The sequence below is a fragment of the Croceicoccus sp. Ery15 genome (genome assembly GCF_020985305.1).
Lineage (GTDB): Bacteria > Pseudomonadota > Alphaproteobacteria > Sphingomonadales > Sphingomonadaceae > Croceicoccus.
Genome location: NZ_CP087588.1, coordinates 851697 through 872241 on the forward strand (window position 1 = coordinate 851697; position 20545 = coordinate 872241).

The window sequence follows — 20545 nt, forward strand, 5'->3', positions numbered from 1 at the left end:
ATTCAATCCCCTTCGAATGCGATCAGGGACTGAACGCTAACGCCTGCCTCGCGCAGCCGGTCCGCGCCGCCCAGATCGGGCAGGTCGATCACGAACAGGGCCTGTTCGACATGCGCGCCGCGCGATGTCAGCAGCTCCACTGCGGCCAGCGCCGTGCCGCCGGTGGCGATCAGGTCGTCGACCAGCACGATCGAGGCGCCGGGGCCGCAGGCATCGTCATGCATTTCCAGCATGTCGGTGCCATATTCCAGCGCATATTCGACCGACACGCGCGGACCGGGCAGTTTGCCCCGCTTGCGCAGCATCAGCACGCCGCAGCCAAGGCGATAGGCCAGGGCGGAAGCGAATACGAAACCGCGCGCCTCTATCCCCGCGATCAGTTCGGGCGGATCGCCTTCGTTTCCATTGGCCAGCGCATCGGCCAGCCGGTCGATCGTCGCGGCAAAGGCCCCGCCGTCAAGCATCAGGGTGGAGATATCGCGGAACATAATCCCCGGCTTGGGATAATCGGGGATCGTGCGGATCAGCTCTGCCAGATCGGCATTGGGCGCTTCGTGCTTGCTCATATCGTGGACCGTAGCTGCTTGTGCCGCATGCCACCAGCCTCGCGACGCTCGAAGCGCCGCGGGCAGGATTGCGCTTGCAGCGGGCAGGCGCTAAGGGCGCGCTCAACTCTTTCTCATCAATGTAACCGGACGCCTGCGACCATGCTGTCGGCACGCGATCCCCAATGGCAGGTAATCGGCATATGAAGATCAGCGGCGTGGATATCCGTCCCGGCAATATCCTGGAATATGAAGGCGGCATCTGGAAGGTCGCCAAGATCCAGCACACCCAGCCCGGCAAGGGCGGAGCCTATATGCAGGTCGAGATGAAGAACCTGCAGGACGGTCGCAAGACCAACGTCCGTTTCCGCAGCGCCGATACGATCGAACGCGTGCGCCTCGACACCAAGGACTTCCAGTTCCTGTATGCCGAGGGCGACATGCTGGTGTTCATGGACACCGAAACCTATGAACAAATCAACCTGCCCGCCGACCTTCTGGGCGATGCTGCGGCTTTCCTTGAAGACGGCATGCAGGTGATGCTGGAACTGTGGGAAGAAAAGCCCATTTCGGTCCAGCTTCCCGAACAGGTCGAAGCGACCATTGTCGAGGCCGACGCCGTCGTAAAGGGCCAGACCGCTTCGTCCAGCTATAAGCCTGCCGTTCTGGAAAACGGTGTGCGTGTAATGGTGCCGCCGCATATCGAAAGCGGCACGCGCATCGTCGTCGATGTTTACGAACGCACCTATGTAGGGAAGGCGGGCTAAGGCCCCCTTTAGCTAGGCAAAGACAATGGCAGTTTCCGGTATCATTCGCGTGTTGGAACGCGCCGCCCGCAAGGCGGGTTCGCGCCTGCGCCGCGATTTCGGCGAGGTCGAGCATCTGCAGGTCAGCCGCAAGGGGCCTGCCGATTTCGTGTCAAAGGCGGATGAGGCGGCAGAGCGCATCCTGTGGGACGAATTGCGCGCCGCGCGCCCCGACTGGGGCTTCCTGCTGGAAGAAGCGGGGGAGATCGAGGGCGACCCCACCAAACCGCGCTTCATCATCGATCCGCTGGATGGCACGACCAATTTCCTTCATGGCATGCCGCATTTCGCGATTTCCATCGCGGTGCAGGAACCCAAGCTGGGTGGCGGCGGATGGGGCGAGGTGACCGCCGCGCTGGTCTATCAGCCGATCACCGACGAAAGCTTCTGGGCGGAAAAAAGCCGCGGCGCATGGTTGCACGATGCGCGGCTTCGCGTTTCGGCGCGGCGCGAATTATCCGAATCGCTCATTGCGACGGGCATTCCCTTCGGCGGGCACGGCAATTTCCCCGAATGGCAGAAGATCGCGGGCGCCATCGGCCCGCGCGTCGCCGGTATCCGCCGCTTTGGCGCGGCCTCGCTCGACCTCGCTTGGGTGGCGGCGGGCCGTTACGAAGGCTTTTGGGAAGCAGGGCTGAAGCCGTGGGACAGCGCGGCCGGCTGCCTGCTGATCCGCGAGGCGGGCGGCTTCGTTTCCGACTGGCGCGGCCGCTCGCTGCCGATCTGCGACCAGACCATCCTTGCCGGTAACGATACGCTGCATTCGCGCCTGCACAAGCTGCTGGTCGGTGCGCTGAAAGGGGATTGATCGTTTTCCCTGCTTGATAGCGGAGCAGTCCCTGACTAAAGGGCCTGCTCCACGACGTTTTGCAACCGCAAGGCGTGCCCCTGTGGCGGAATGGTAGACGCGAACGACTCAAAATCGTTTGTCTTCGGACGTGCCCGTTCGAGTCGGGCCAGGGGCACCATCGTCGCAACAAAAGTCGTTCATCTGGGCGCAATCTTGCTGGCGTGGCGACGAAACCGCTGTTATCTGCCAGCATAATGCCCGGTTTTCCTACATATCACGCGCTGGGCGCCATGGTCTTGACCTTGGGCATGTTCATCGCATTCGCCCGCGGTCGCATCGCGACAGAGATCGTCAGCCTGGTCACCATTGCGATCATCGCGCTTGGCCTGTTCTTCTTCCCGCTCGACCTGCAAAAGCCGACAGACGGGCTGATGCTGGCCTTTGCCGGGTTCGGCCATCCGGCGCTGATTACCATTTGCGCGCTGATGATCATGGGGCGCGGCCTGGTCGTGACCGGCGCACTGGAACCGGCGACCCGCTTCCTCGACAGCGTGTGGAAGATCGACACCCGCCTCGGCATGCTTGTCTCGCTGCTGATGGCAATGGGGCTGTCGATGATGGTGAACGACACACCGGTGCTGGTGCTGTTGTTGCCGATTTTCGTCGCCTTGGCCGAACGCGGGGCGATGGCGGCATCGAAAACGCTGATCCCGCTGAATGCCGCAGTTTTGATCGGCGGCATGGCCACCACTATCGGCACATCGACCAACCTGCTGGTCGTTTCCATCGCCGAAGATCTGGGCATGGACCATATTCGCGTGTTTGATTTCACGCCCATCGTCGCCATCGCCGCGCTGATCGCGCTGCCCTATCTATGGCTGGTGATGCCGCGTCTGTTGCCCGATAACGGCACCGCAAACCTGCGCCAGCGCCGGGCGTTCGCTGCGACCTTGCGGTTCGACGATAATTCCGAACTGATAGGAATGACCCCGCGCGATCTGGAAGAAAGGCTGCCTGACGGTTTCCGATTCGAAGGGCCGCTCGACCGCCAGATCACCGCCAATTCGCGCCTGCCCGTCAGCGGTTCGCACCACGCATTGGAAGAGGCGATGCGCGTGTTCAAGGCCCGCGTTGCGCCTGCATGGGTGATCGAGCGGCTGAATGCCGCCGCCCATTCGCAGCAGGCCGATGTCGTGGTCGTCGAAATGGCGATCACGGCGGAATCGCGGCTTGTCGGCCTTACCATCCCGTCATCGGGCGTGGCGGGGCAATTCGGCGTGGCCGTGCTGGGCATTCACCAGCAGGAACGTGGGCCCGACAAGGGACGGCACGAATATTCCGAACTGCAGCTTAAAGCAGGAGACGTGCTGCTGGTGATGGGCCCCATGGCAGAGATCGAGGAATTTGCCGAAACCGACCGGCTGCTATTGCTGGAGGGGGTCAAGGAAGTTCCCCGCCGGTCCAAGGCCGTGCTGGCAGGCGCGATCATGATCGGTTCGGTCGCTACGGCCAGTTTCGGCCTGTGGCCCATCGCCATTGCCGCGCTGGGTGGGGCGATCGCGATGTTCGTTACCGGGTGCGTCAAGTTCGACCGCGTGGGCAGGGCGCTGTCCGCCAATGTCATCGTGCTGGTCGCGGCCAGCATTGCGGTCGGGCGACTTATTCTGGAAAGCGGGGCAGCCGAATGGCTGGGCGCGATCATGGCGGCAGGGCTTCAATTTCTGCCCCCTGCGGCGGTGCTGGCGGCGATCATGCTGTTCGTGACGTTGCTGACCAATTTTGCGTCTAACGCTGCGGCCGCCACGGTCGGCACGCCGATTGCGTTCAATATCGCCAATACGCTAGGCATCCCTCCAGAGCCGATGATCCTGGCGGTGCTGTTCGGTTGCAACCTGTGTTACGCCACGCCGATTGCATACCAAACCAACATGCTGATCATGGAAGAGGGCGGTTACAACTTCCGTGACTATATCCGAACCGGGGTCCCGCTGGTGATGCTGATGGCGACCACGCTGTCGGTGCTGCTGGTGATGTTTTACATGTAGCAGGATCGGGCGGAGGCTGTGGGGCTGTAAAAAGTCACTCGATGCCTGCGACCAGCCGGTAACCGATAGCCGCTTCGCTTAACAGATAGCGCGGCATGTCTGGCTCGGGCTCGATCCGGCGTCTCAGCTTGCCGATTGCGACGCGCAGATATTGCGGTTCGTAAGCGTGGCGGCCCCACAGCGCTAACAGTTCGTCGTGGACAACAAAACGACCTTTCGCGGCAATCAAAAGTGTCATGATCTCGACCTCGCGATCGGTCAGCTCGTGCTCCACCTGTCCGATCTGCAATTGCTTGCCCGAAAGCATCGTCCCTTTCGGAAGTGCGCTACCCGTCTCGATCAATCGCAACCGCGCGGATAATTCGGCGGCATCGACCGGACCGGTCGACAGGAATTCATACGCACCGGCGGCAAGGGCGTGTTGCCTTTGCGCGGTCCATGCCCGCCCAGCCAGCACAATGACGCGCTCTTGCCGGGATATATGCGCGCTCAGATTTTCGATGAAGGCATCGTGACTGGCGCTAAGCCATACGGCTCCCGACGGCGGATTTGTTCGTCCCAGATTCGAAAGCGCTGCATACCATTCTTCGCGGTCCGGATCGGTCAACCCTGCCAGTGCGCCGGAATCGTCCGAAAACTTGCTTGCGCAATCATGCATCACCGCGAGTCCTGTCTGTAGAAACAGGAAATATTCGGTCGCATATTTGGATACAAATGATCATTCATTTCGTTTTCGTGACAATGTTTCTGATCTATTGACAACTCTGTCAAATCTGCAATTTTCTGGCTCATCCGCTCGGTATGGAATGAGGGCGAGCATGAAACAGATGTATGCGCAAGTGCATGAACACAATGCGCTCAACGATAATGACGGTATTGGCGATATCGCTGCATGGCTGGACGGTTTGAAACGTCCCGCTGACGGCGGCGCGCGCGGTTTCCGGCGTACCATTGATTCGCTGATGAACGGTTGACGAACGAACGGCGGGGTAACTCCCCGCCGTTTTCGTTTCGTACATCGATCTCGGACTGTTTGGCCCCAATCACTGGGGGGCGATCGCTTGTGCGGCCAGTTTGCCAGTCAAGGTATGGGCAGCGGAACAGGCGGAACCGTTTTGCGCGCACCAGCGTTTCCTCTTCATTATTTCAAGGGGATTTTCGCATGACAGAAGAACGTATTACGCGCGTCGAAACGCCCGAAGGCAACACGCATACGACCACCGAAGTGATCCGCGACACCGAACCGCAACGATCCTCTGGCAAGGGGATGATGCTGCTGGTGCTGGTGGTGATCATCGCGCTGGTTGGCGGCTTTGTCCTGATGCAGGGACAGGATGCCGAAATCGCCAAGGATAACGCCATCGCCAATGCAGCGGACAGCGTTGGCAATGCAGCCGATTCCATCGGCAATGCCGCGGACAAGGCGGCGGACAAGATCGCCAACTGAACCCGACCATCCGGCGCAAAGGGCGCGGCAGGCGGCAAAGACCCGCCTGCCGCGCCTTTTTGCGTTCCGCTTTACGCCGCGTTTACCATGGTGCCGCTAGGCTGCCTTCATGGCCCGATCCCTCCGACAAAGCTGGCGCTTTCCCGTATCTGAGGGACGTGACGCATGACCGGTCTGGTCTGGCAAGACTGGCTTTCTCCTGACTGGCCATCTTCCGGTTGGACGGCCTTCGCAAGCGTAACGGCGGCCCTGGGCGCTTTCGCCTGTTTGTGCGCCCCTCTGCTGCTGTGGAACCGCGGGCGCAGCCTTGCCCTGCGCGCGATGGTGGTCACGGCTTTGGGCGCGGCGGGGATCACGCTGGTCACCGGTGTCGCGCCTGCCATCGATCCGCGTCTTGCATGGCTGGTCGAAACATTGCGCAATCTGGCCTTTCTGGCGCTGATCGGCGCGCTTTTGTCGGCAGAGGGCCGGCATGGCAGCCTGACATTGCTGCGCCCCGTCCTGTTCGCGCTGGCTCTGGCAGAGCTGGCGCAATTGCCGTTGATGATGCTGACCGAATGGTTCCGCCATCCCGATGCACTCGTGCTGATCATGAATGTCGCCGCGCTGATCCGCATGTTGTTCGTGGTGGGCATGCTGGTGTTGATCCATAATCTTCTTGCCGGTGCAGAGCCCGAACAGCGATCCCGGCTTGGCCCTGTCGTCACGGCGCTGGTGCTGGGCTGGGGGTTCGAGCTGAATTTCTATGCCTTCACCTATCTGTCGGGCCATGCGCCTCCTGCTATGGTCGCGGTACGGGGGCTTGCATGGGGGGCGGTGGCGGTGCTGCTGTATCGCGACGGGCGGGCACTGCCCGAACGCCGTTTCGCGCCGTCGCGTTCGGTAACGTTCCAGTCGTTGTCCCTGCTGGTTATCGCCCTTTACCTGCTGGGCATATTCGCGCTGGATACGATCTTGCAGGCGTTCGATATCGACATGGGTGTGGCCAGCCAGTTCATGGCGATCGTGCTGACCATGATGATCGGGCTCCTGCTCGCTTCGCCGGGCCTGCGGGCGATGATCCGCGAGGGGATATCGCGCAATCTGTTCCGGCACCGTTTCGATTATCGCGCCGAATGGCTGCGCTTTGCCGGCAGGATGGGTGCGCAAGGCGGCGGGGCCGCGCCGCTGGCCGTGCGCGCGGTGGAGGCTCTGGCAGAGATTCCCGACAGCCGCGGGGGACTTTTACTGACGCCCGACGACGATGGCCTTGGCAATGGGCAAGGACATCTGACCCTCTCCGCGCGATGGCAATGGCCCGATATCGACGTACCCGCCATCGCCCTGCCGCAACAATCCCTGCGCGCGATGGAAGAGGCCGAGGATGTGCTTGCGCTCGATGCTTTGCGGGGCAGCGATGCTGCTGCGATTGCCGTCCATTTGCCGGCATGGCTGCTTGACGATCAAAACGCGTGGGCGCTGGTGCCCCTGATGCTCGACGGGCGGATGGCGGGGGCCGTGGTGCTGGCCCGGCCTGCCTTTGCGCGCAAGCTGGATTGGGAAGATCACGATCTGCTGCGCATCATCGGCCAGCAACTGGCGGTGCATCTGTCCGAACAGGCTGCGCAGCGCCAATTGCTGGAGGCAGCGAGGTTCGACGAATTCAATCGCCGCATGGCCTTTGTGATGCATGACATCAAGAACCTTGCCAGCCAGCTGGGGCTGACGGTCAGCAATGCTGAAAAGCACATCGAAAACCCCGCATTTCGCGCCGACATGCTGATCACGCTGCGCAATGCGACCGGCAGGATGGAGGCGCTGCTGGCCCGATTGTCGCGTTATGGTGCCGGAAGCGGTTCGGGCAACGGATTTCGCGGCGATTGCAGTGTGGAGGAAATCTGTGCGCAGGATCTGGCGTGGCAGATATTCGGCGCTCTACCGTTCAGGGACCGGGTTGTTATCGAACGTGCGCCCGTAGCAACCGCCATGGCCAACCGCGAAGGGCTGGAGCAGGTGATGCGCCATCTGGTGCAAAACGGGCTGGATGCCAGCGCGCCCGATGCCACGGTCGTGATTTCCTTCCGCCATGACGGGGAGCAGACGGTGATCGAGATTGCGGACAAGGGCGGCGGCATGTCGGCAGAATTCGTGCGCAACGGGCTGTTCGCGCCCTTCGTTTCGACCAAGAACGACGGTTTCGGCATTGGCGCGTTCGAAGCACGCGAGACATTGCGCGCGATGGGTGGAACGCTCGACGTCGTTTCGCGCGAAGGGGAGGGGACGCGCTTTACCATCCGCCTGCCCTTGGCCGCCGACACTCCCAAGGCCGATACGGCAAGAAAGGTCGCCTGATGCCCGCGAAACCCGACATGGCGGACAAGCCCAAGCTGCTTGTGGTCGAGGACGACCCCGGCCTTGCAACTCAGCTGAAATGGGCATGGGACGAATTCGACGTGATCTGTACCGGTGACCGTGAAAGCGCCATTGCCGCGCTGCGTCAGCACGAACCCGACGTGGTGACACTGGACCTTGGCCTGCCGCCCGATCCCGACGGCACGACCGAAGGTTTCGTCGTGCTGGACGCGATCATGGCGCTCAGGCCAGAAACCAAGGTGATCGTTGCCAGCGGGCATGGCGCGGCGGAAAGCGCGATGCGCGCGATCGAGCAGGGGGCGTATGACTTTTATCGCAAGCCGGTAAAGATCGAGGAACTGGCCCTGATCGTGCGCCGCGCATTGCATCTGGCGGGGATAGAGGCGGAAAACCGCCGCCTTGCCGCCCGCAGCGGTGCGGATTCGACCGTGCTGGGCAGCATCGTTACCGCAGCGCCCGAAATGATCCGGACCGCCCGGACGGTCGAGCGTGTGGCCGCCACCGAAGTATCGGTCATGCTGATCGGCGCCAGCGGCACGGGCAAGGAATTGCTGGCGCGCGGTCTGCATGCCGCCAGCAGACGGGCGGGCGCGTCCTTTGTGGCGATCAATTGCGCCGCGATTCCCGATCATCTGCTGGAACAGGAATTGTTCGGCTACGAAGCCGGAGCCTTTGATGGCGCGCATTCGGCCCGCGAAGGTCGGATCGAGATGGCGAGTGGCGGCACTTTGTTTCTTGACGAGATGGGCGATCTGCCACCCGCGATACAGTCACGCCTGCTGCGTTTCATCGAAACCCGCGCTGTCGAACGCATGGGCAGCGCACAGGCCATCCCCGTCGACGCGCGCGTCGTTTGCGCCACCACGCGCGATCTGCCCGCCATGGTTGCCGAAGGGGATTTCCGCGAAGACCTCTATTTCCGGCTGGCCGAAGTGGTGGTTGCGATCCCCGCACTCGCCGAACGCGCGGGCGATGCGCCCTTGCTCGCCCGTCATTTCTTGTCGCGTTTCGCGGCCGAGATGAATCCGCAGATCAAGGGCTTTGCTCCCGACGCGCTGACCGCGATCGATACGTGGCACTGGCCCGGCAATGTCCGTGAGCTGGAAAACAGGGTCAAGCGTGCGGTAATCATGGCTGATGGCAGGCTGGTTAGCGCCGAAGACCTCGACCTTGCTGAACCCGATGAGGAACTGGCACAGGCGCTGAACTTGAAGGCGGCGCGCGAACAGGCGGATCGCAAGTTGATTCGCCATGCGCTGGCGCGCAGCGAAGGTAATATATCGTCTACCGCGCGCATGCTGGGCATTAGCCGGCCAACACTTTATGACTTGATGAAGCAATACGATCTTACGACTTGACGTCCATCGGACCAATTCTTCCGCTGGTCGAACAGCGCAATGGGATTATGTGGATAAGTATGCTATGGCGCTCTCGAGAGAGGGAGAGCGAGCGTGGAAGACATTCTTGAGAGATGTATGCTCGATGGATTGCGATATTATCGCGACGAAACGAAGCAGATGCTAGCCATGGCCACCGACACGGGCGACAGGACCGATGCGGCACGGCTGGAACGCAGGATGCACAGGCTGGAGGACCGGATCCGTGACTGGGATCTGACCAGCCGCCAGATGCACTGAACGCGGGCAGTGGCCTCAACATAGCCGAAAACGGCCCTCCGATCCGCGTAGGGCGGGTTCGGAAGGCCAGGGGTGTGGGGTCTTCAGTGTGTGGCCGGTTTTCCGGCTCTTGGCCGACCGTCCGGTCGGCATCATGCCTCGCGGTACAAGCATGCGGGCATGATATCGTGGCGGGCCGCCCGACCGCAACGGCCGGGCGACCCGCGATCGTCGATCAGAAGGCGAAACCTGCGCCCGCGCTGATCCCTGCATGGCCGCGTGTATTGACCGAGCCGTTGAACTTGGCCACGCCGCGCCCGTCGTTAAAGGCTGCTGACGCACCCAGCGCAAAGGCGGTTTGCCCGCGATAGTGCCCGACCGAACCGGCCAGCATGCGCCCGTCGCTTTCGATCACTTGCGGCAGGCCCGCTGCGGCCAGCGCATTTGCTGTGCCCGCATTGCTGTCGCGGCTCAGCTTTTGCAGGTCATAGCTGAAGGATTCGAACATGGTGTTGGTGTAATCCATTACCATGGCGAGCCCGTCCTGCATCTGCTGCACGTTCACCGCATCGTTGGGAAGCACGCCCGCGGCCACATTATGCATCACTACCGGAGCCGAACTGTCCGCACCGATCAGCGTGACGTCGTTCGTTATGGTGCCGCCATTGCTGACGGTCGGGTTGTCGGGGTCGGAATACTGGACCGCGACGACCGTGCTGCCGGCATAGTTGTTCTGGATATTGGTGATTGCATTCGTGTTGTTGTCGATATCGGTGCGGTTGTTGGCGATGGCCACCGTATTGGCATCGATATCGGTACGGTTGTTGTCGATATCGACGCGGTTCGCTGCCACCTGCTGGTTCGTGGCATACAGCTGCGCCCCGTTTACGGCATCGGTCGAGGTAGCATTCAGCGCGGCCGGTGCCACATTAGTCAGCGTGACCGGCGCCGAGGTATCAGCCCCGATCATGGCCGCCGTCTGGGTCGGCGTGGCGCTGGCAATCGACGGATCGGCATCGCTGACATAGCCCAGCGGCACGTTGTCGACCTGGGCCTGGATATTGTTGATCGTCGTCGTGTTGTCGGTAACCCGCACGTCAAGATCGTTGATATCCCCTTCGTTCACGGTCACGCGGCTGTCGATATTGGCGATATCGCCTTCATTGACGGTCACGCGATTATCCAGGTTCGCAATGTCACCTTCGTTCACTGTGACGCGGTTGTCGATATTGGCGATATCGCCCTCGTTCACCGTGACGCGATTGTCGAGATTGGCGATATCGGTCTCGTTCGTGGTGACACGATTGTCGAGGTTGATGATATCCCCCTCGTTCGTCGTCACCCGCGCATCGATATTGGCGATATCGGTGGTGTTCTGGTCCACCTGCTGGTTGGTCGCGAACAATTGCGCGCCGTTCACCGCCTCGCTCGACGTGGCCGACAATTCGCCATCTGCCACGTTGGAGATGGTGGTGCCGCCCGCACCGCCCAGCGCCACTTCGGTCTGGGTGGCGTCGGTATATTGCACCGACAACGCCTGCGCATCCTGAAGATCGGCGATATCGCCTTCGTTCACGGTTACGCGATTGTCGATATTGGTGATATTGGTCTCGGCTGTCGTCACCCGCGTATCGATATCGGTGATCGCGGTGGTATTGGCATCGACCTGCTGGTTGGTGGCAAACAATTGCGCCCCGTTCACCGCTTCTGCCGACGTGGCCGAAACCTCGCCGTCGGCGACGTTGCCGATGGTCGTGCCGCCGGCACCCGCCAGCGTGACCGACGCCTTGGTGCCGTCGTCATACAGGACCGCATCGTCGGCCAGTTCGGCCACTGCACCGGTTACCTGCCCGACCGTGGCGGCATCGCTATCCTGCGTGCCGGGGGCGACATTGGTGATCTGGCGCAGATTGCCCGCACTGCCGACCGATACGGTGCCCACGCTGTCGAACGTGCCCGACAGGCCGGGGGCGGTATAGCCCGCGAGCGCGCCGCGATCGGCCAGCGATCCGCTGCCCAGCGCAACGCTGTTGGCCGCAGTCACGGTCGCATCGGCACCCAGCGCGAGCGAACCGGTCGCGCCGACATCGGCCAGCGCACGGTTGCCGATGGCAATTGCATCGACGTCATTGGCCAGCGCCACTTCGCCGTCGTCGCCAAGGCCGGTAATCTGGTTGCCACCGATAGTGATGCCGCCAGACGTGTTCAGCGAATATCCGTCTGCCGCCAGGTTACAGTCGCTGCCCGGTGCCAGCAGGTTGCCATCGGTGTCCAGCACCTGAAGGCTGATCGGTTCACCCGCAGCGATACCGGCGAGAATGCCGTTGATGTCGGTATTGACGTCGGGAACGTTCAGCAAATCTCCCGGCCCGAAAATCGATCCGATCAGGTCGCCCACGACAGGCAGGCTGACGGCATCGAGCGTTGCGTCGATCTGGATCAGATTGTTGGTCAGCGTTTCAAGCGATCCGATGATTGGATCGTTTGCTGCATCGATAATATCGGTGACGGCTGATGGCGGCAGAGAAACGCCGGTGCAGACATCGACCACCGGCTGAAGTGCCTGTGCTTTGGCTTCCTGTGCGTTCAGCGCAATGGCTAGCGCGCTGACGGCGACGGCCCCTGCAAGCATGGTTCTGGACTGTGAAAAAACCCCGTTCATCGCTTGTACCTCTCATTTGCGTCGAGTTTTCAACTGCTTCGAGGGTCAGGGCATGGGATGAAGAAAAAGTTACTCGATTATTGACGTCAATGTTAATTGAAACGGTTTGTTTACCGACAAATGTTTGTCATGATTGTATCAGTTCAAATTTGTAATTTTTTTTTGCATTTTATGTTAGTTTTATAACAGATGCCTTTATGGAAATCGACTATCACCGGAATTTAATTTTAACAGAGTGAAATTCCTGGAACAAAATAATATCTAGTAACATGTTTATTCCGTCCGTCGGCATGAAAAATTACGCCATGTCACTCACGGAACAGAGAATCGGGCAGAATGATCGGTCGGGCCAGAGATATCCTCGACGTGATCCGAAGCGCTGTCCGGCACATGCTGTTGAACGGGGACAGGATGCTCCCCAAATGGCGGACAACCGGTGCCGTGCATCTTGACGCGGCGGAACATCTGCGGAACATCCATTCTCCATGAGCCTTACCACCATTTCCGTCCGCGGCGCGCGTGAGCATAATCTCAAAGGGATCGACATCGATCTGCCGCGTGACGCGCTCATCGTGATTACGGGCCTGTCCGGTTCGGGGAAATCCAGCCTTGCCTTCGACACGATCTATGCCGAGGGGCAGCGCCGCTATGTCGAGAGTCTGAGCGCCTATGCGCGGCAGTTTCTGGAAATGATGCAAAAGCCCGATGTGGAACATATCGACGGGCTGAGCCCCGCGATTTCCATCGAGCAGAAGACGACCAGCCGGAACCCGCGTTCCACCGTGGCGACGGTGACCGAAATCTATGACTATATGCGTCTGTTATGGGCGCGCGTGGGGGTGCCCTACAGCCCCGCGACCGGCCTGCCGATCGAGGCGCAGACCGTGTCGAACATGGTCGACCGCGTGATTGCGCTGCCCGAAGGGACTCGTGCCTATCTGCTGGCACCCGTGGTGCGCGGTCGAAAGGGCGAATATCGTAAGGAACTGGCCGAATGGCAAAAGGCGGGCTTTACCCGCGTGCGCATCGACGGCGAAATCTATCCGATCGAGGAAGCGCCCGCGCTCGACAAGAAATACAAGCATGACATCGAAGTGGTGGTGGACCGGCTCGCCGTTCGCCCAAGTAAAGACGGACAAGGTGGGATCGAAACGCGGCTTGCGGATTCGTTCGAAACGGCTTTGCGTCTGGCCGACGGGCTGGCCTATGTCGATCTGGCCGATGGTGTCGTGCCGGGGCGCGAGGGCGAGGGGCAGTCGGCCAATGCGCGTGGCGGCAATCTGAAGGGCGCGGGCATTCCGGCGAACCGGATCGTCTTTTCCGAACGTTTCGCTTGTCCCGTCAGCGGCTTTACCATCGAAGAGATCGAGCCGCGCCTGTTCTCCTTCAACGCACCGCAAGGCGCGTGTCCGGTTTGCGACGGTCTGGGCGAAAAGCTGCTGTTCGATCCGCAACTGGTGGTCCCGAATGAGCAATTGAGCCTGAAGAAGGGCGCAGTCGTGCCATGGGCCAAATCGAACCCGCCATCGCCCTATTACATGCAGGTGCTGGCCAGCCTTGCCAACCATTACGGTTTCGAGTTGGAGACGCCGTGGGAGGAACTGGCGCAGGAACACCGCGATGCGATCCTGTATGGCACCAAGGGCAAGCCGGTGCCGCTAACCTTCAAGGACGGGCGCAAAAGCTATACGGTGAACAAGCCGTTCGAGGGCGTGATCGGCAATCTCAATCGCCGCATGCTGCAGACCGAAAGCGCGTGGATGCGCGAGGAACTGGGCAAGTTCCAGACCGCGCAGCCCTGTGAAGCCTGTGGCGGCGCGCGCCTGAACGAGAAAGCATTGGCCGTGAAGGTGGCGGGCAGCGACATCGCGGGTCCGGTCCGTCTGTCGGTCAGCGATGCCAAGGCGTGGTTCCTGGGCCTTGAGGAGAAGCTGGGCGACCAGCAGAAGCAGATCGCCAAGGCCATCCTGAAAGAGATCAACGAACGGCTCGGTTTTCTCGACAATGTCGGGCTCGACTATCTCAACCTCGACCGCACCAGCGGCACGCTTTCGGGCGGAGAGAGCCAGCGCATCCGCCTTGCCAGCCAGATTGGCAGCGGCCTGTCGGGCGTGCTCTACGTTCTCGACGAACCTTCCATCGGCCTGCACCAGCGCGATAACGACCGGCTGCTCGAAACGCTGAAACGCCTGCGCGATCTGGGCAATACGGTCATCGTTGTCGAACATGACGAGGATGCGATCCGCGCTGCCGACCATGTGGTCGACCTTGGCCCCGGCGCAGGCGTGCATGGCGGCGAAGTCGTCGCGCAGGGCACGCTGAAACAGGTGCTGAAGTCGAAGAACTCGCTCACCGCTGCCTATCTTAACGGCACGCGCGCGATCGAGGTGCCGGCAAAGCGCCGCAAGGGGAACGGCAAGAAGCTGACCGTGCACGGCGCCACCGCCAATAATCTGAAAAACGTCACGGGCGAGATTCCGCTGGGCACCTTCACCTGTATCACCGGCGTGTCCGGATCGGGGAAGTCCAGCTTTACTATCGACACGCTCTATGCCGGCGCCGCCCGCGCATTGAACGGCGCGCGTGTCATCGCGGGTCCGCATGAGAAGATCACGGGCCTCAACCACTGCGACAAGGTGATCGAAATCGACCAGTCGCCCATCGGTCGCACCCCCCGCAGCAATCCGGCCACCTATACCGGTGCCTTCACCAATATCCGCGACTGGTTCGCCGGCCTGCCCGAAGCGCAAGCGCGCGGGTACAAGCCGGGGCGTTTCAGCTTTAACGTCAAGGGCGGACGGTGCGAGGCGTGTCAGGGCGACGGCCTTATCAAGATCGAGATGCACTTCCTGCCCGACGTCTATGTCACGTGCGAGGAATGCGGTGGCAAACGCTATAACCGCGAGACACTGGAGGTGAAGTTCAAGGGTAAATCCATCGCCGACGTGCTCGACATGACGATCGAGGATGCGGAGGAATTCTTTGGCGCCGTGCCCCCGATCCGCGACAAGATGCACATGTTGAACGAGGTGGGGCTGGGCTATGTGAAGGTGGGCCAGCAGGCCACCACGCTATCAGGGGGCGAGGCGCAGCGGGTAAAGCTGGCCAAGGAACTTTCGCGCCGTTCGACCGGACAGACGCTCTATATTCTGGACGAGCCGACGACCGGCCTGCATTTCGAGGATGTGCGCAAGCTCCTCGAAGTGCTCCACCGTCTTGTCGATCAAGGCAATAGCGTGGTGGTGATCGAACATAATCTCGACGTCATCAAGACGGCGGATTGGGTGATCGACCTTGGCCCCGACGGCGGCGTGCGGGGGGGCGAGATCGTGGCGACCGGCACGCCCGAGGATGTGGCCAGGGTCGCGCGCAGCCATACGGGACACTACCTCAAATCCATGCTCTAGCGCGGGTTCAACCCGATCTTAACCGTACCGCGCCAAGCTGACGTGCGGAGCGTCAGGTTGTCAGCCCAGGACGACCGGCCATCGGGATCGGGAGTTTGCGCATGAAAATGCTGGTGATGATCGTGGCGGGAATAATCGGCTTTGTGGCTGCGTTTTCCTTTACCGCCAGCGACGAAATCGGCGCCGAAGTCGACCGACGTCTGGACGAGGACTTCATCCCCCAATGCGTCGCTCGCGCGCGCTTCCCCGCCGAACTGGAGGCCAAAGCCCCCGCGATCTGCGGCTGCATGAAACGCGAATTCGACAATCGCGGCTTCAAGTTGACCGACGCATTCGGCGCCAAACAGGCCGAGATGCAGGAGTTCACGCAGGCTTGTGCGCAGGTTTATGGGTGAGAGGCGCTAACCGGCCATTCTAAGAGGACAAGTAGGTTGCGATTTTTCGCAACCGAAACCCGCGCATGTCCACCCGCTTTGGCACTATCGGGGCAAGGCGACAGCGCGTGTAGGACATGTCGCCTGTGTCAACCGTAGCCTTTTCGAGGCTTTCTGGTGGAAACCCCCGATATGGCAGCGCCGCGCACGGCCGCATTCTTGCGCAACGGACGGTCGGACATGCTCGCAAGAATGGAGACGATCATGACGACATTTTGGAGAAAGACGAAACTGGCGGCTGTTGCGTCGGTCTGTCTTGCCATTTCAAGTTTCGCGGCACCTGCTGCGGCGGAAATCCCGCAGGTGGATGGCAAGCTCTGGGTGGAGTCCACGACTGAGCAGAAACAGGCCTATCTGGTCGGTGTGGTCAATCTGCTGGCCGTCAGCCAGGCGCTACGCGAAAAGCGCGGCACCGCAGATGCCAGCGATCCCATGGCCCGCTATCTGGCGGCGGCGGATACGCAATCCATCGCCCAGATTCAGGCGCGGCTCGACAGCTATTACGCCAATTCGGCCAATTTGTCGGTTCCGGTGTTGGGCGCCCTGTGGCGCGCATCGGTCGCAGCGAGATAAGGCGGGAAAGGATCGGATCATGACCACGAAGAGAAACAGCCGGATCGCAATCGTTGCCATGCTGGCCATCGTCATCGCGGCCTGCGCCACCACCAAGGGCGCAGCGGTCGGCGCAGGCATTGGCGCGGTTGCAGGCGATGCAGGCAAGGGTGCCGCCATTGGCGCTTCGGCAGGCGCGGTGATCGACATCATCGACTGACCGGCACAGGAAACATCCCCCGGAGCGGTGCAGGTTTTGCCACGGCCTGCACCGCTTTCCGTTTGGCAGGTTTGAACAGACTGTCGAACCGGAATCGGACTTGGCAGCGCATGGGTTTGGGGTGACGGATGCATCGGTTCGTCGCTGGTCAGGCACAAGTGCCTCATTTCGGCCCCGATTAAGGCACGAGGCAGCCGTCAGGGCGTTGAAAACGGGGCAGGGCAGCGGAATTTCTTGTCGTGTAGTTGCGACAAGGAGTTCGAGATTATGAAAAAGACGACTTTATTCGCCGCCGCCATGGCCACCGCCATCGCCGCCCCCGCCATGGCCCAGGAAGCGACCGATCACGCAAGCCAGGCCATGGATGCTCCGGCTGAATCCGCACCGGCCGCACCGGCCCCCGCGCAAGCCGCTACGGCGGTCACCGATGCCGAGGTAGACAGCTTTGCGGCTGCCGTGGTCGACATCCAGAAGATCGACGCCGATGCGACAATCGCGGACGAGGAAAAGCAGGCGCAAATGGTGGCCACGGTCGGCGAACACGGCCTGACCCCGCAGCGCTTTAACGAGATCAGCACCCAGACGCAGAGCGACCCGGCCCTGCAACAGCGGGTGCAGGTCGCGATGAGCGCTCTGGCGCCCCCGGCGGGCTAATCGGGACAATGCTTTTTGGAGCGCGGCCCCGCTCACACCGGCCCGCTCCAGCTTTCGCGAACCCAACCTTCGCGAAACCGAACGGGCGTCCCGCCGATCAGGCGGGGCGTCCGTTCCTTGCATTCGGAGAATTAACCGGCGGGGACAGTGGAGGCCTGTTCGTTGATTTCCACCGCAGCGTCGCTGACAGGGGCAGCCTCGGCAGCAGGGAGTGCGACATTATACTCTGAAACGATCTTCCAAAGACCGTCGGTCTGGCGCTGCCAAACCGACTGGCTGGTGCTTTGGATGGAAACCGGATTGTCGGGACTGGTGCTGGTGAGTGAGATCTTGGCAGTGGTCACAGCAAAATCCGCGCCTGCCGATACCCAGGTCTGGGTGGGGATGACAACCATCGTCACGCTGTCATCGCCCAGCAGCGAGGCGTAGTTCGCGCGGATCGAGGCAAGGTCGGCCAAGGGGCCGGCATCGGGAATGACTAGCGTGGCATTAGGCGCATAGACGGACACAGCCCCGTCCACATCGCGCTTGTTCAATGCGGCGATACGGGCGGCCTGTGCCTCCTTGATCGATGCGGCGGCCTTGGCCGGATCGGGCGCTTCCTTGGCCGGTTGTTCGAGGACGGTGACTTCATCGGCCTTATCGCATGCCGAAAGGGCCGTCAGCGACAGCCCCAAAACGCAGGCCAAGGCCATGCGGTTACCCAATGTCATTCAAATCTCTCCTGCACGCCCCATCCCCGGCGGCGTTGCTGTCATAGGAAAGCGCCAAACGCCCGTCTGTTCCCTGTAGCCACGCTTAGCGAACCGTTTCGGTTTCTTCGATCATTTTTACGAATTTTTCGCGCCACCAGTGCACATCCTCGCGCTCCACACCATCGCGCAGGGTCTTGAATCGGGCCTTGCGTTCGGACAGCGGCATTTTCAACGCACGCTGGATGGCATCGGCCACTTCTTCTGGCGCATAGGGGTTGACTAACAAAGCATCCGACATTTGCGCGGCTGCACCGGCAAACCGCGACAGGACAAGGACCCCCGGGTCCTCGGGATCTTGCGCCGCGATATATTCCTTGGCGACAAGATTCATGCCGTCGCGCAGCGGTGTGACAAGGCCGACCCGCGCGGCACGATACAGCGCGGTCAGCTCCTCGCGCCTGTAGCCGCGATTGACATAGCGGATCGGGGTCCAGTCTACCTCGGCAAACATACCGTTGATGCGGCCCGCCAACTCGTTCAGTTCCTCGCGGACATGGCGGTATTGTTCCACCTCGCCGCGCGAAGGCGGCGCAACCTGCACCAGCACGACCGAACGGTGCAATTCGGGGTGCGCGCTCAACATATGTTCAAAACTGACCAGGCGTTCCTGCAACCCCTTCGAATAGTCGAGCCGGTCGACCCCGACGATCATCGTCAACTGCCGCAGCGAAACGCGCATCCGTTCGGACAATTGATGCGCCAGTTCGGTTTCGCCGGATTCGACGAAATTCTTGAAATCGATCCCGATCGGGCAGACGACCGCGCGCAGACGCTGGCCATCGACAGTAATGTAGTCGCCGTCGACGGTGCCGCCCAGTTCATTCTCGCAATAATGGCGGAAGCTTTCCAGCCATTCGCCGGTCTGGAACCCGACAACATCATAGCCGAACATCGACCGCACGAGCCGTTCGTGGTGCGGCAATGATACAAGCAGGCGCGTCGGCGGCCATGGCGTGTGAAGGAAAAAGCCAATCTTGTTCTTGATGCCGTGTTCGCGCAGCAGCGATGCCATGGGGATCAAATGGTAATCGTTGATCCAGATCGTGTCGTCCGGCTCGATCATCACATGCAGCGGCTCGGCAAAACGCTGGTTCACGCGTTCATATCCGGAACCGAAGCTGCGATTATATTTCGCAATGTCGATGCGGTAATGGAACAGCGGCCACAATGTGCGATTGGCAAAGCCGTTGTAATATTCCTCGACGTCCTGCGGCTCCAGATCGACGACGGCCGATCGTACCCCATCGGCCTCTTCGAAACTGACCGAGCCGGTGAACTTCGAAACCTCTCGCCCCGACCAGCCGAACCATAAGCCACCGGATTCGCGCAAGGCGGCCTGCAATGCGACGGCAAGCCCCCCCTGCGATCCATCGGGGCTGGGCATCGAAACACGGTTCGAAACGACGATCAGGCGGCTCATGGCATTCCCCCGTTACTATGCTCTGCCCCTTCGGACGCACCGGCCTGCAACGAACGTGCAAGCCATTCGTTCACCGCTGCGACTCCGCCCAGCACATGGCTGGCTTGGGTCGCGCGTTCCGAACCGACCAAAATCCCCGTGCCGCCGGCAGTTTCAACGGCACGGAAACCGTCTTCATCGGTCACATCGTCGCCGAGAAACACGGGGCGATGTCCGTTGAACGGCGCCAGTTTCATCAATTCGCCGATTGCGGTGCCTTTGTCCACGCCGGGAACACGCAATTCGACCATGTCGTGCCCCCGTTGCAGGTGAAGCCGGTGGGCCTGCGCTAAATCTTCGGCAAGCGTGTGAGCGGCATCACGCTGTTCCGGTGCAAGGCGATAATGCAGCGCCGCGCCCAGAGGCTTGTCTTCGAACAATAATCCGGCCGCAGTATCGGCAAATAGCGTGAAATGTTTGCGTGCAATATCCAGACCTTCCGGTCGCGGCAGGAACTTGCGCGAGCCGCCTGCCAGACGCCATTCCGATCCGTGGCTGCCTGCTGCTGCCAACCTGCCCATGCCGAAACCGTCGAGCACTTCGATCGCTCTGCCGCTGACCAATGCCAGTCGTCCGCCAAGCCGGTCGCTCAACGCGTGCAGCATATCGATCAGCCGGTCGGACACCTCGACCGCATCGGGCCGGTCGCAAAGCTCGACCAATGTGCCATCGAAATCAAGGAACAGCGCATCCGAACCGAAATCCAGCAGCGGAGGTTCGGAAAGCGGAGGATCGTTGTTCTCTGGTGTCACCCGTTTGATTTGGCCGCTGGGGGCTGTGGGGTCAACCCTTGGTGCTGCA

General features: G+C 61.2%; 19 protein-coding genes and 1 tRNA gene. 14 read left to right on the forward strand and 6 right to left on the reverse strand.

The genetic code is table 11. From position 1 onward, the window contains the following. Positions 1–2: 2 nt before the first annotated feature. Positions 3–566, reverse strand: coding sequence for an adenine phosphoribosyltransferase (locus LOZ77_RS04240; protein ID WP_230280948.1), 564 nt, complete (start codon positions 564–566; stop codon positions 3–5). Between the two features lie 182 nt (positions 567–748). On the opposite strand from LOZ77_RS04240, the gene efp reads away from it, so the two are divergent. The 4 genes from efp (at position 749) to LOZ77_RS04260 (ending at position 4186) form a co-directional block, all read left to right on the forward strand. Continuing rightward, positions 749–1312 carry an elongation factor P gene (gene efp / locus LOZ77_RS04245; protein ID WP_230280949.1) on the forward strand — a complete coding sequence of 188 codons (564 nt, stop codon included), beginning with the start codon at positions 749–751 and terminating at the stop codon, positions 1310–1312. A 25-nt stretch (positions 1313–1337) separates the two neighbouring features. Beyond that, a complete protein-coding gene (locus LOZ77_RS04250) occupies positions 1338–2159 on the forward strand; it encodes an inositol monophosphatase family protein (RefSeq protein ID WP_230280950.1) in 822 nt (273 codons plus the stop codon). Between the two features lie 76 nt (positions 2160–2235). Next, positions 2236–2319, forward strand: a tRNA-Leu gene (locus tag LOZ77_RS04255). Positions 2320–2449: 130 nt separating this feature from the next. Beyond that, positions 2450–4186: an SLC13 family permease gene (locus LOZ77_RS04260; protein WP_230280951.1), complete on the forward strand. Its 1737-nt coding sequence runs from the start codon at positions 2450–2452 to the stop codon at positions 4184–4186. A gap of 34 nt (positions 4187–4220) precedes the next feature. On the opposite strand, the gene LOZ77_RS04265 is transcribed toward LOZ77_RS04260, so the two are convergent. After that, positions 4221–4844 carry a response regulator transcription factor gene (locus tag LOZ77_RS04265; protein WP_230280952.1) on the reverse strand — a complete coding sequence of 208 codons (624 nt, stop codon included), beginning with the start codon at positions 4842–4844 and terminating at the stop codon, positions 4221–4223. A gap of 160 nt (positions 4845–5004) precedes the next feature. On the opposite strand from LOZ77_RS04265, the gene LOZ77_RS04270 reads away from it, so the two are divergent. The 5 genes from LOZ77_RS04270 to LOZ77_RS04290 all read left to right on the forward strand — a co-directional run bounded on the left by LOZ77_RS04270 (position 5005) and on the right by LOZ77_RS04290 (position 9622). Further along, on the forward strand, positions 5005–5160 hold the full coding sequence (locus LOZ77_RS04270) for a hypothetical protein (protein WP_230280953.1): 156 nt from the start codon (positions 5005–5007) through the stop codon (positions 5158–5160). A gap of 188 nt (positions 5161–5348) precedes the next feature. Beyond that, positions 5349–5633, forward strand: a complete 285-nt coding sequence (locus LOZ77_RS04275) for a hypothetical protein (protein ID WP_230280954.1) — start codon at positions 5349–5351, stop codon at positions 5631–5633. A gap of 165 nt (positions 5634–5798) precedes the next feature. Beyond that, positions 5799–7964, forward strand: a complete 2166-nt coding sequence (gene prsK, locus LOZ77_RS04280) for an XrtA/PEP-CTERM system histidine kinase PrsK (protein WP_230280955.1) — start codon at positions 5799–5801, stop codon at positions 7962–7964. Then, a complete protein-coding gene (prsR, locus tag LOZ77_RS04285; RefSeq protein ID WP_370638044.1) occupies positions 7964–9343 on the forward strand; it encodes a PEP-CTERM-box response regulator transcription factor in 1380 nt (459 codons plus the stop codon). The genes prsK and prsR overlap by 1 nt, the downstream gene beginning before the upstream one ends. Positions 9344–9436: 93 nt before the next feature. Then, positions 9437–9622, forward strand: a complete 186-nt coding sequence (locus LOZ77_RS04290; RefSeq protein WP_230280956.1) for a hypothetical protein — start codon at positions 9437–9439, stop codon at positions 9620–9622. 214 nt (positions 9623–9836) lie between these two features. Here LOZ77_RS04290 and LOZ77_RS04295 read toward each other — a convergent pair whose 3' ends face one another. Then, positions 9837–12233 (reverse strand): YadA-like family protein, encoded by a 2397-nt coding sequence (locus tag LOZ77_RS04295; RefSeq protein WP_230280957.1) that lies wholly within the window; start codon positions 12231–12233, stop codon positions 9837–9839. Positions 12234–12748: 515 nt separating this feature from the next. Here LOZ77_RS04295 and uvrA point away from each other — a divergent pair. From uvrA to LOZ77_RS04320, 5 genes are all read left to right on the forward strand, one after another. After that, entirely contained in the window at positions 12749–15670 is a 2922-nt protein-coding gene (gene uvrA / locus LOZ77_RS04300; RefSeq protein ID WP_230280958.1) for an excinuclease ABC subunit UvrA, read from the forward strand. Positions 15671–15771: 101 nt separating this feature from the next. Further along, complete coding sequence (locus LOZ77_RS04305; RefSeq protein WP_230280959.1) at positions 15772–16065, forward strand: hypothetical protein; 294 nt, start codon at positions 15772–15774, stop codon at positions 16063–16065. Between the two features lie 243 nt (positions 16066–16308). Then, positions 16309–16677, forward strand: coding sequence for a hypothetical protein (locus LOZ77_RS04310; RefSeq protein WP_230280960.1), 369 nt, complete (start codon positions 16309–16311; stop codon positions 16675–16677). A 19-nt stretch (positions 16678–16696) separates the two neighbouring features. Next, complete coding sequence (locus LOZ77_RS04315) at positions 16697–16876, forward strand: hypothetical protein (protein WP_230280961.1); 180 nt, start codon at positions 16697–16699, stop codon at positions 16874–16876. A gap of 267 nt (positions 16877–17143) precedes the next feature. After that, positions 17144–17530, forward strand: coding sequence for a DUF4168 domain-containing protein (locus LOZ77_RS04320; protein ID WP_230280962.1), 387 nt, complete (start codon positions 17144–17146; stop codon positions 17528–17530). Positions 17531–17661: 131 nt separating this feature from the next. Here the strand turns inward: LOZ77_RS04320 and LOZ77_RS04325 are convergent, their stop codons facing one another. The 3 genes from LOZ77_RS04325 to otsB all read right to left on the reverse strand — a co-directional run bounded on the left by LOZ77_RS04325 (position 17662) and on the right by otsB (position 20496). Continuing rightward, entirely contained in the window at positions 17662–18243 is a 582-nt protein-coding gene (locus LOZ77_RS04325; protein ID WP_230280963.1) for a DUF4440 domain-containing protein, read from the reverse strand. Positions 18244–18328: 85 nt separating this feature from the next. Continuing rightward, positions 18329–19705 carry a trehalose-6-phosphate synthase gene (locus LOZ77_RS04330; RefSeq protein ID WP_230280964.1) on the reverse strand — a complete coding sequence of 459 codons (1377 nt, stop codon included), beginning with the start codon at positions 19703–19705 and terminating at the stop codon, positions 18329–18331. Continuing rightward, positions 19702–20496: a trehalose-phosphatase gene (gene otsB, locus LOZ77_RS04335; RefSeq protein ID WP_230280965.1), complete on the reverse strand. Its 795-nt coding sequence runs from the start codon at positions 20494–20496 to the stop codon at positions 19702–19704. Before otsB ends, LOZ77_RS04330 begins: the two co-directional genes overlap by 4 nt. Positions 20497–20545 lie beyond the last annotated feature (49 nt).

Excerpts from the sequence above, each read along its gene's own strand:
- LOZ77_RS04240 (WP_230280948.1), bottom strand. The coding sequence starts at position 566 with ATGAGCAAGCACGAAGCGCCCAATGCCGATCTGGCAGAGCTGATCCGC.
- efp (WP_230280949.1), top strand. The coding sequence starts at position 749 with ATGAAGATCAGCGGCGTGGATATCCGTCCCGGCAATATCCTGGAATAT.
- LOZ77_RS04250 (WP_230280950.1), top strand. The coding sequence starts at position 1,338 with ATGGCAGTTTCCGGTATCATTCGCGTGTTGGAACGCGCCGCCCGCAAG.
- LOZ77_RS04260 (WP_230280951.1), top strand. The coding sequence starts at position 2,450 with ATGTTCATCGCATTCGCCCGCGGTCGCATCGCGACAGAGATCGTCAGC.
- LOZ77_RS04265 (WP_230280952.1), bottom strand. The coding sequence starts at position 4,844 with ATGCATGATTGCGCAAGCAAGTTTTCGGACGATTCCGGCGCACTGGCA.
- LOZ77_RS04270 (WP_230280953.1), top strand. The coding sequence starts at position 5,005 with ATGAAACAGATGTATGCGCAAGTGCATGAACACAATGCGCTCAACGAT.
- LOZ77_RS04275 (WP_230280954.1), top strand. The coding sequence starts at position 5,349 with ATGACAGAAGAACGTATTACGCGCGTCGAAACGCCCGAAGGCAACACG.
- prsK (WP_230280955.1), top strand. The coding sequence starts at position 5,799 with ATGACCGGTCTGGTCTGGCAAGACTGGCTTTCTCCTGACTGGCCATCT.
- prsR (WP_370638044.1), top strand. The coding sequence starts at position 7,964 with ATGCCCGCGAAACCCGACATGGCGGACAAGCCCAAGCTGCTTGTGGTC.
- LOZ77_RS04295 (WP_230280957.1), bottom strand. The coding sequence starts at position 12,233 with ATGCTTGCAGGGGCCGTCGCCGTCAGCGCGCTAGCCATTGCGCTGAAC.
- uvrA (WP_230280958.1), top strand. The coding sequence starts at position 12,749 with ATGAGCCTTACCACCATTTCCGTCCGCGGCGCGCGTGAGCATAATCTC.
- LOZ77_RS04305 (WP_230280959.1), top strand. The coding sequence starts at position 15,772 with ATGAAAATGCTGGTGATGATCGTGGCGGGAATAATCGGCTTTGTGGCT.
- LOZ77_RS04310 (WP_230280960.1), top strand. The coding sequence starts at position 16,309 with ATGACGACATTTTGGAGAAAGACGAAACTGGCGGCTGTTGCGTCGGTC.
- LOZ77_RS04315 (WP_230280961.1), top strand. The coding sequence starts at position 16,697 with ATGACCACGAAGAGAAACAGCCGGATCGCAATCGTTGCCATGCTGGCC.
- LOZ77_RS04320 (WP_230280962.1), top strand. The coding sequence starts at position 17,144 with ATGAAAAAGACGACTTTATTCGCCGCCGCCATGGCCACCGCCATCGCC.
- LOZ77_RS04325 (WP_230280963.1), bottom strand. The coding sequence starts at position 18,243 with ATGACATTGGGTAACCGCATGGCCTTGGCCTGCGTTTTGGGGCTGTCG.
- LOZ77_RS04330 (WP_230280964.1), bottom strand. The coding sequence starts at position 19,705 with ATGAGCCGCCTGATCGTCGTTTCGAACCGTGTTTCGATGCCCAGCCCC.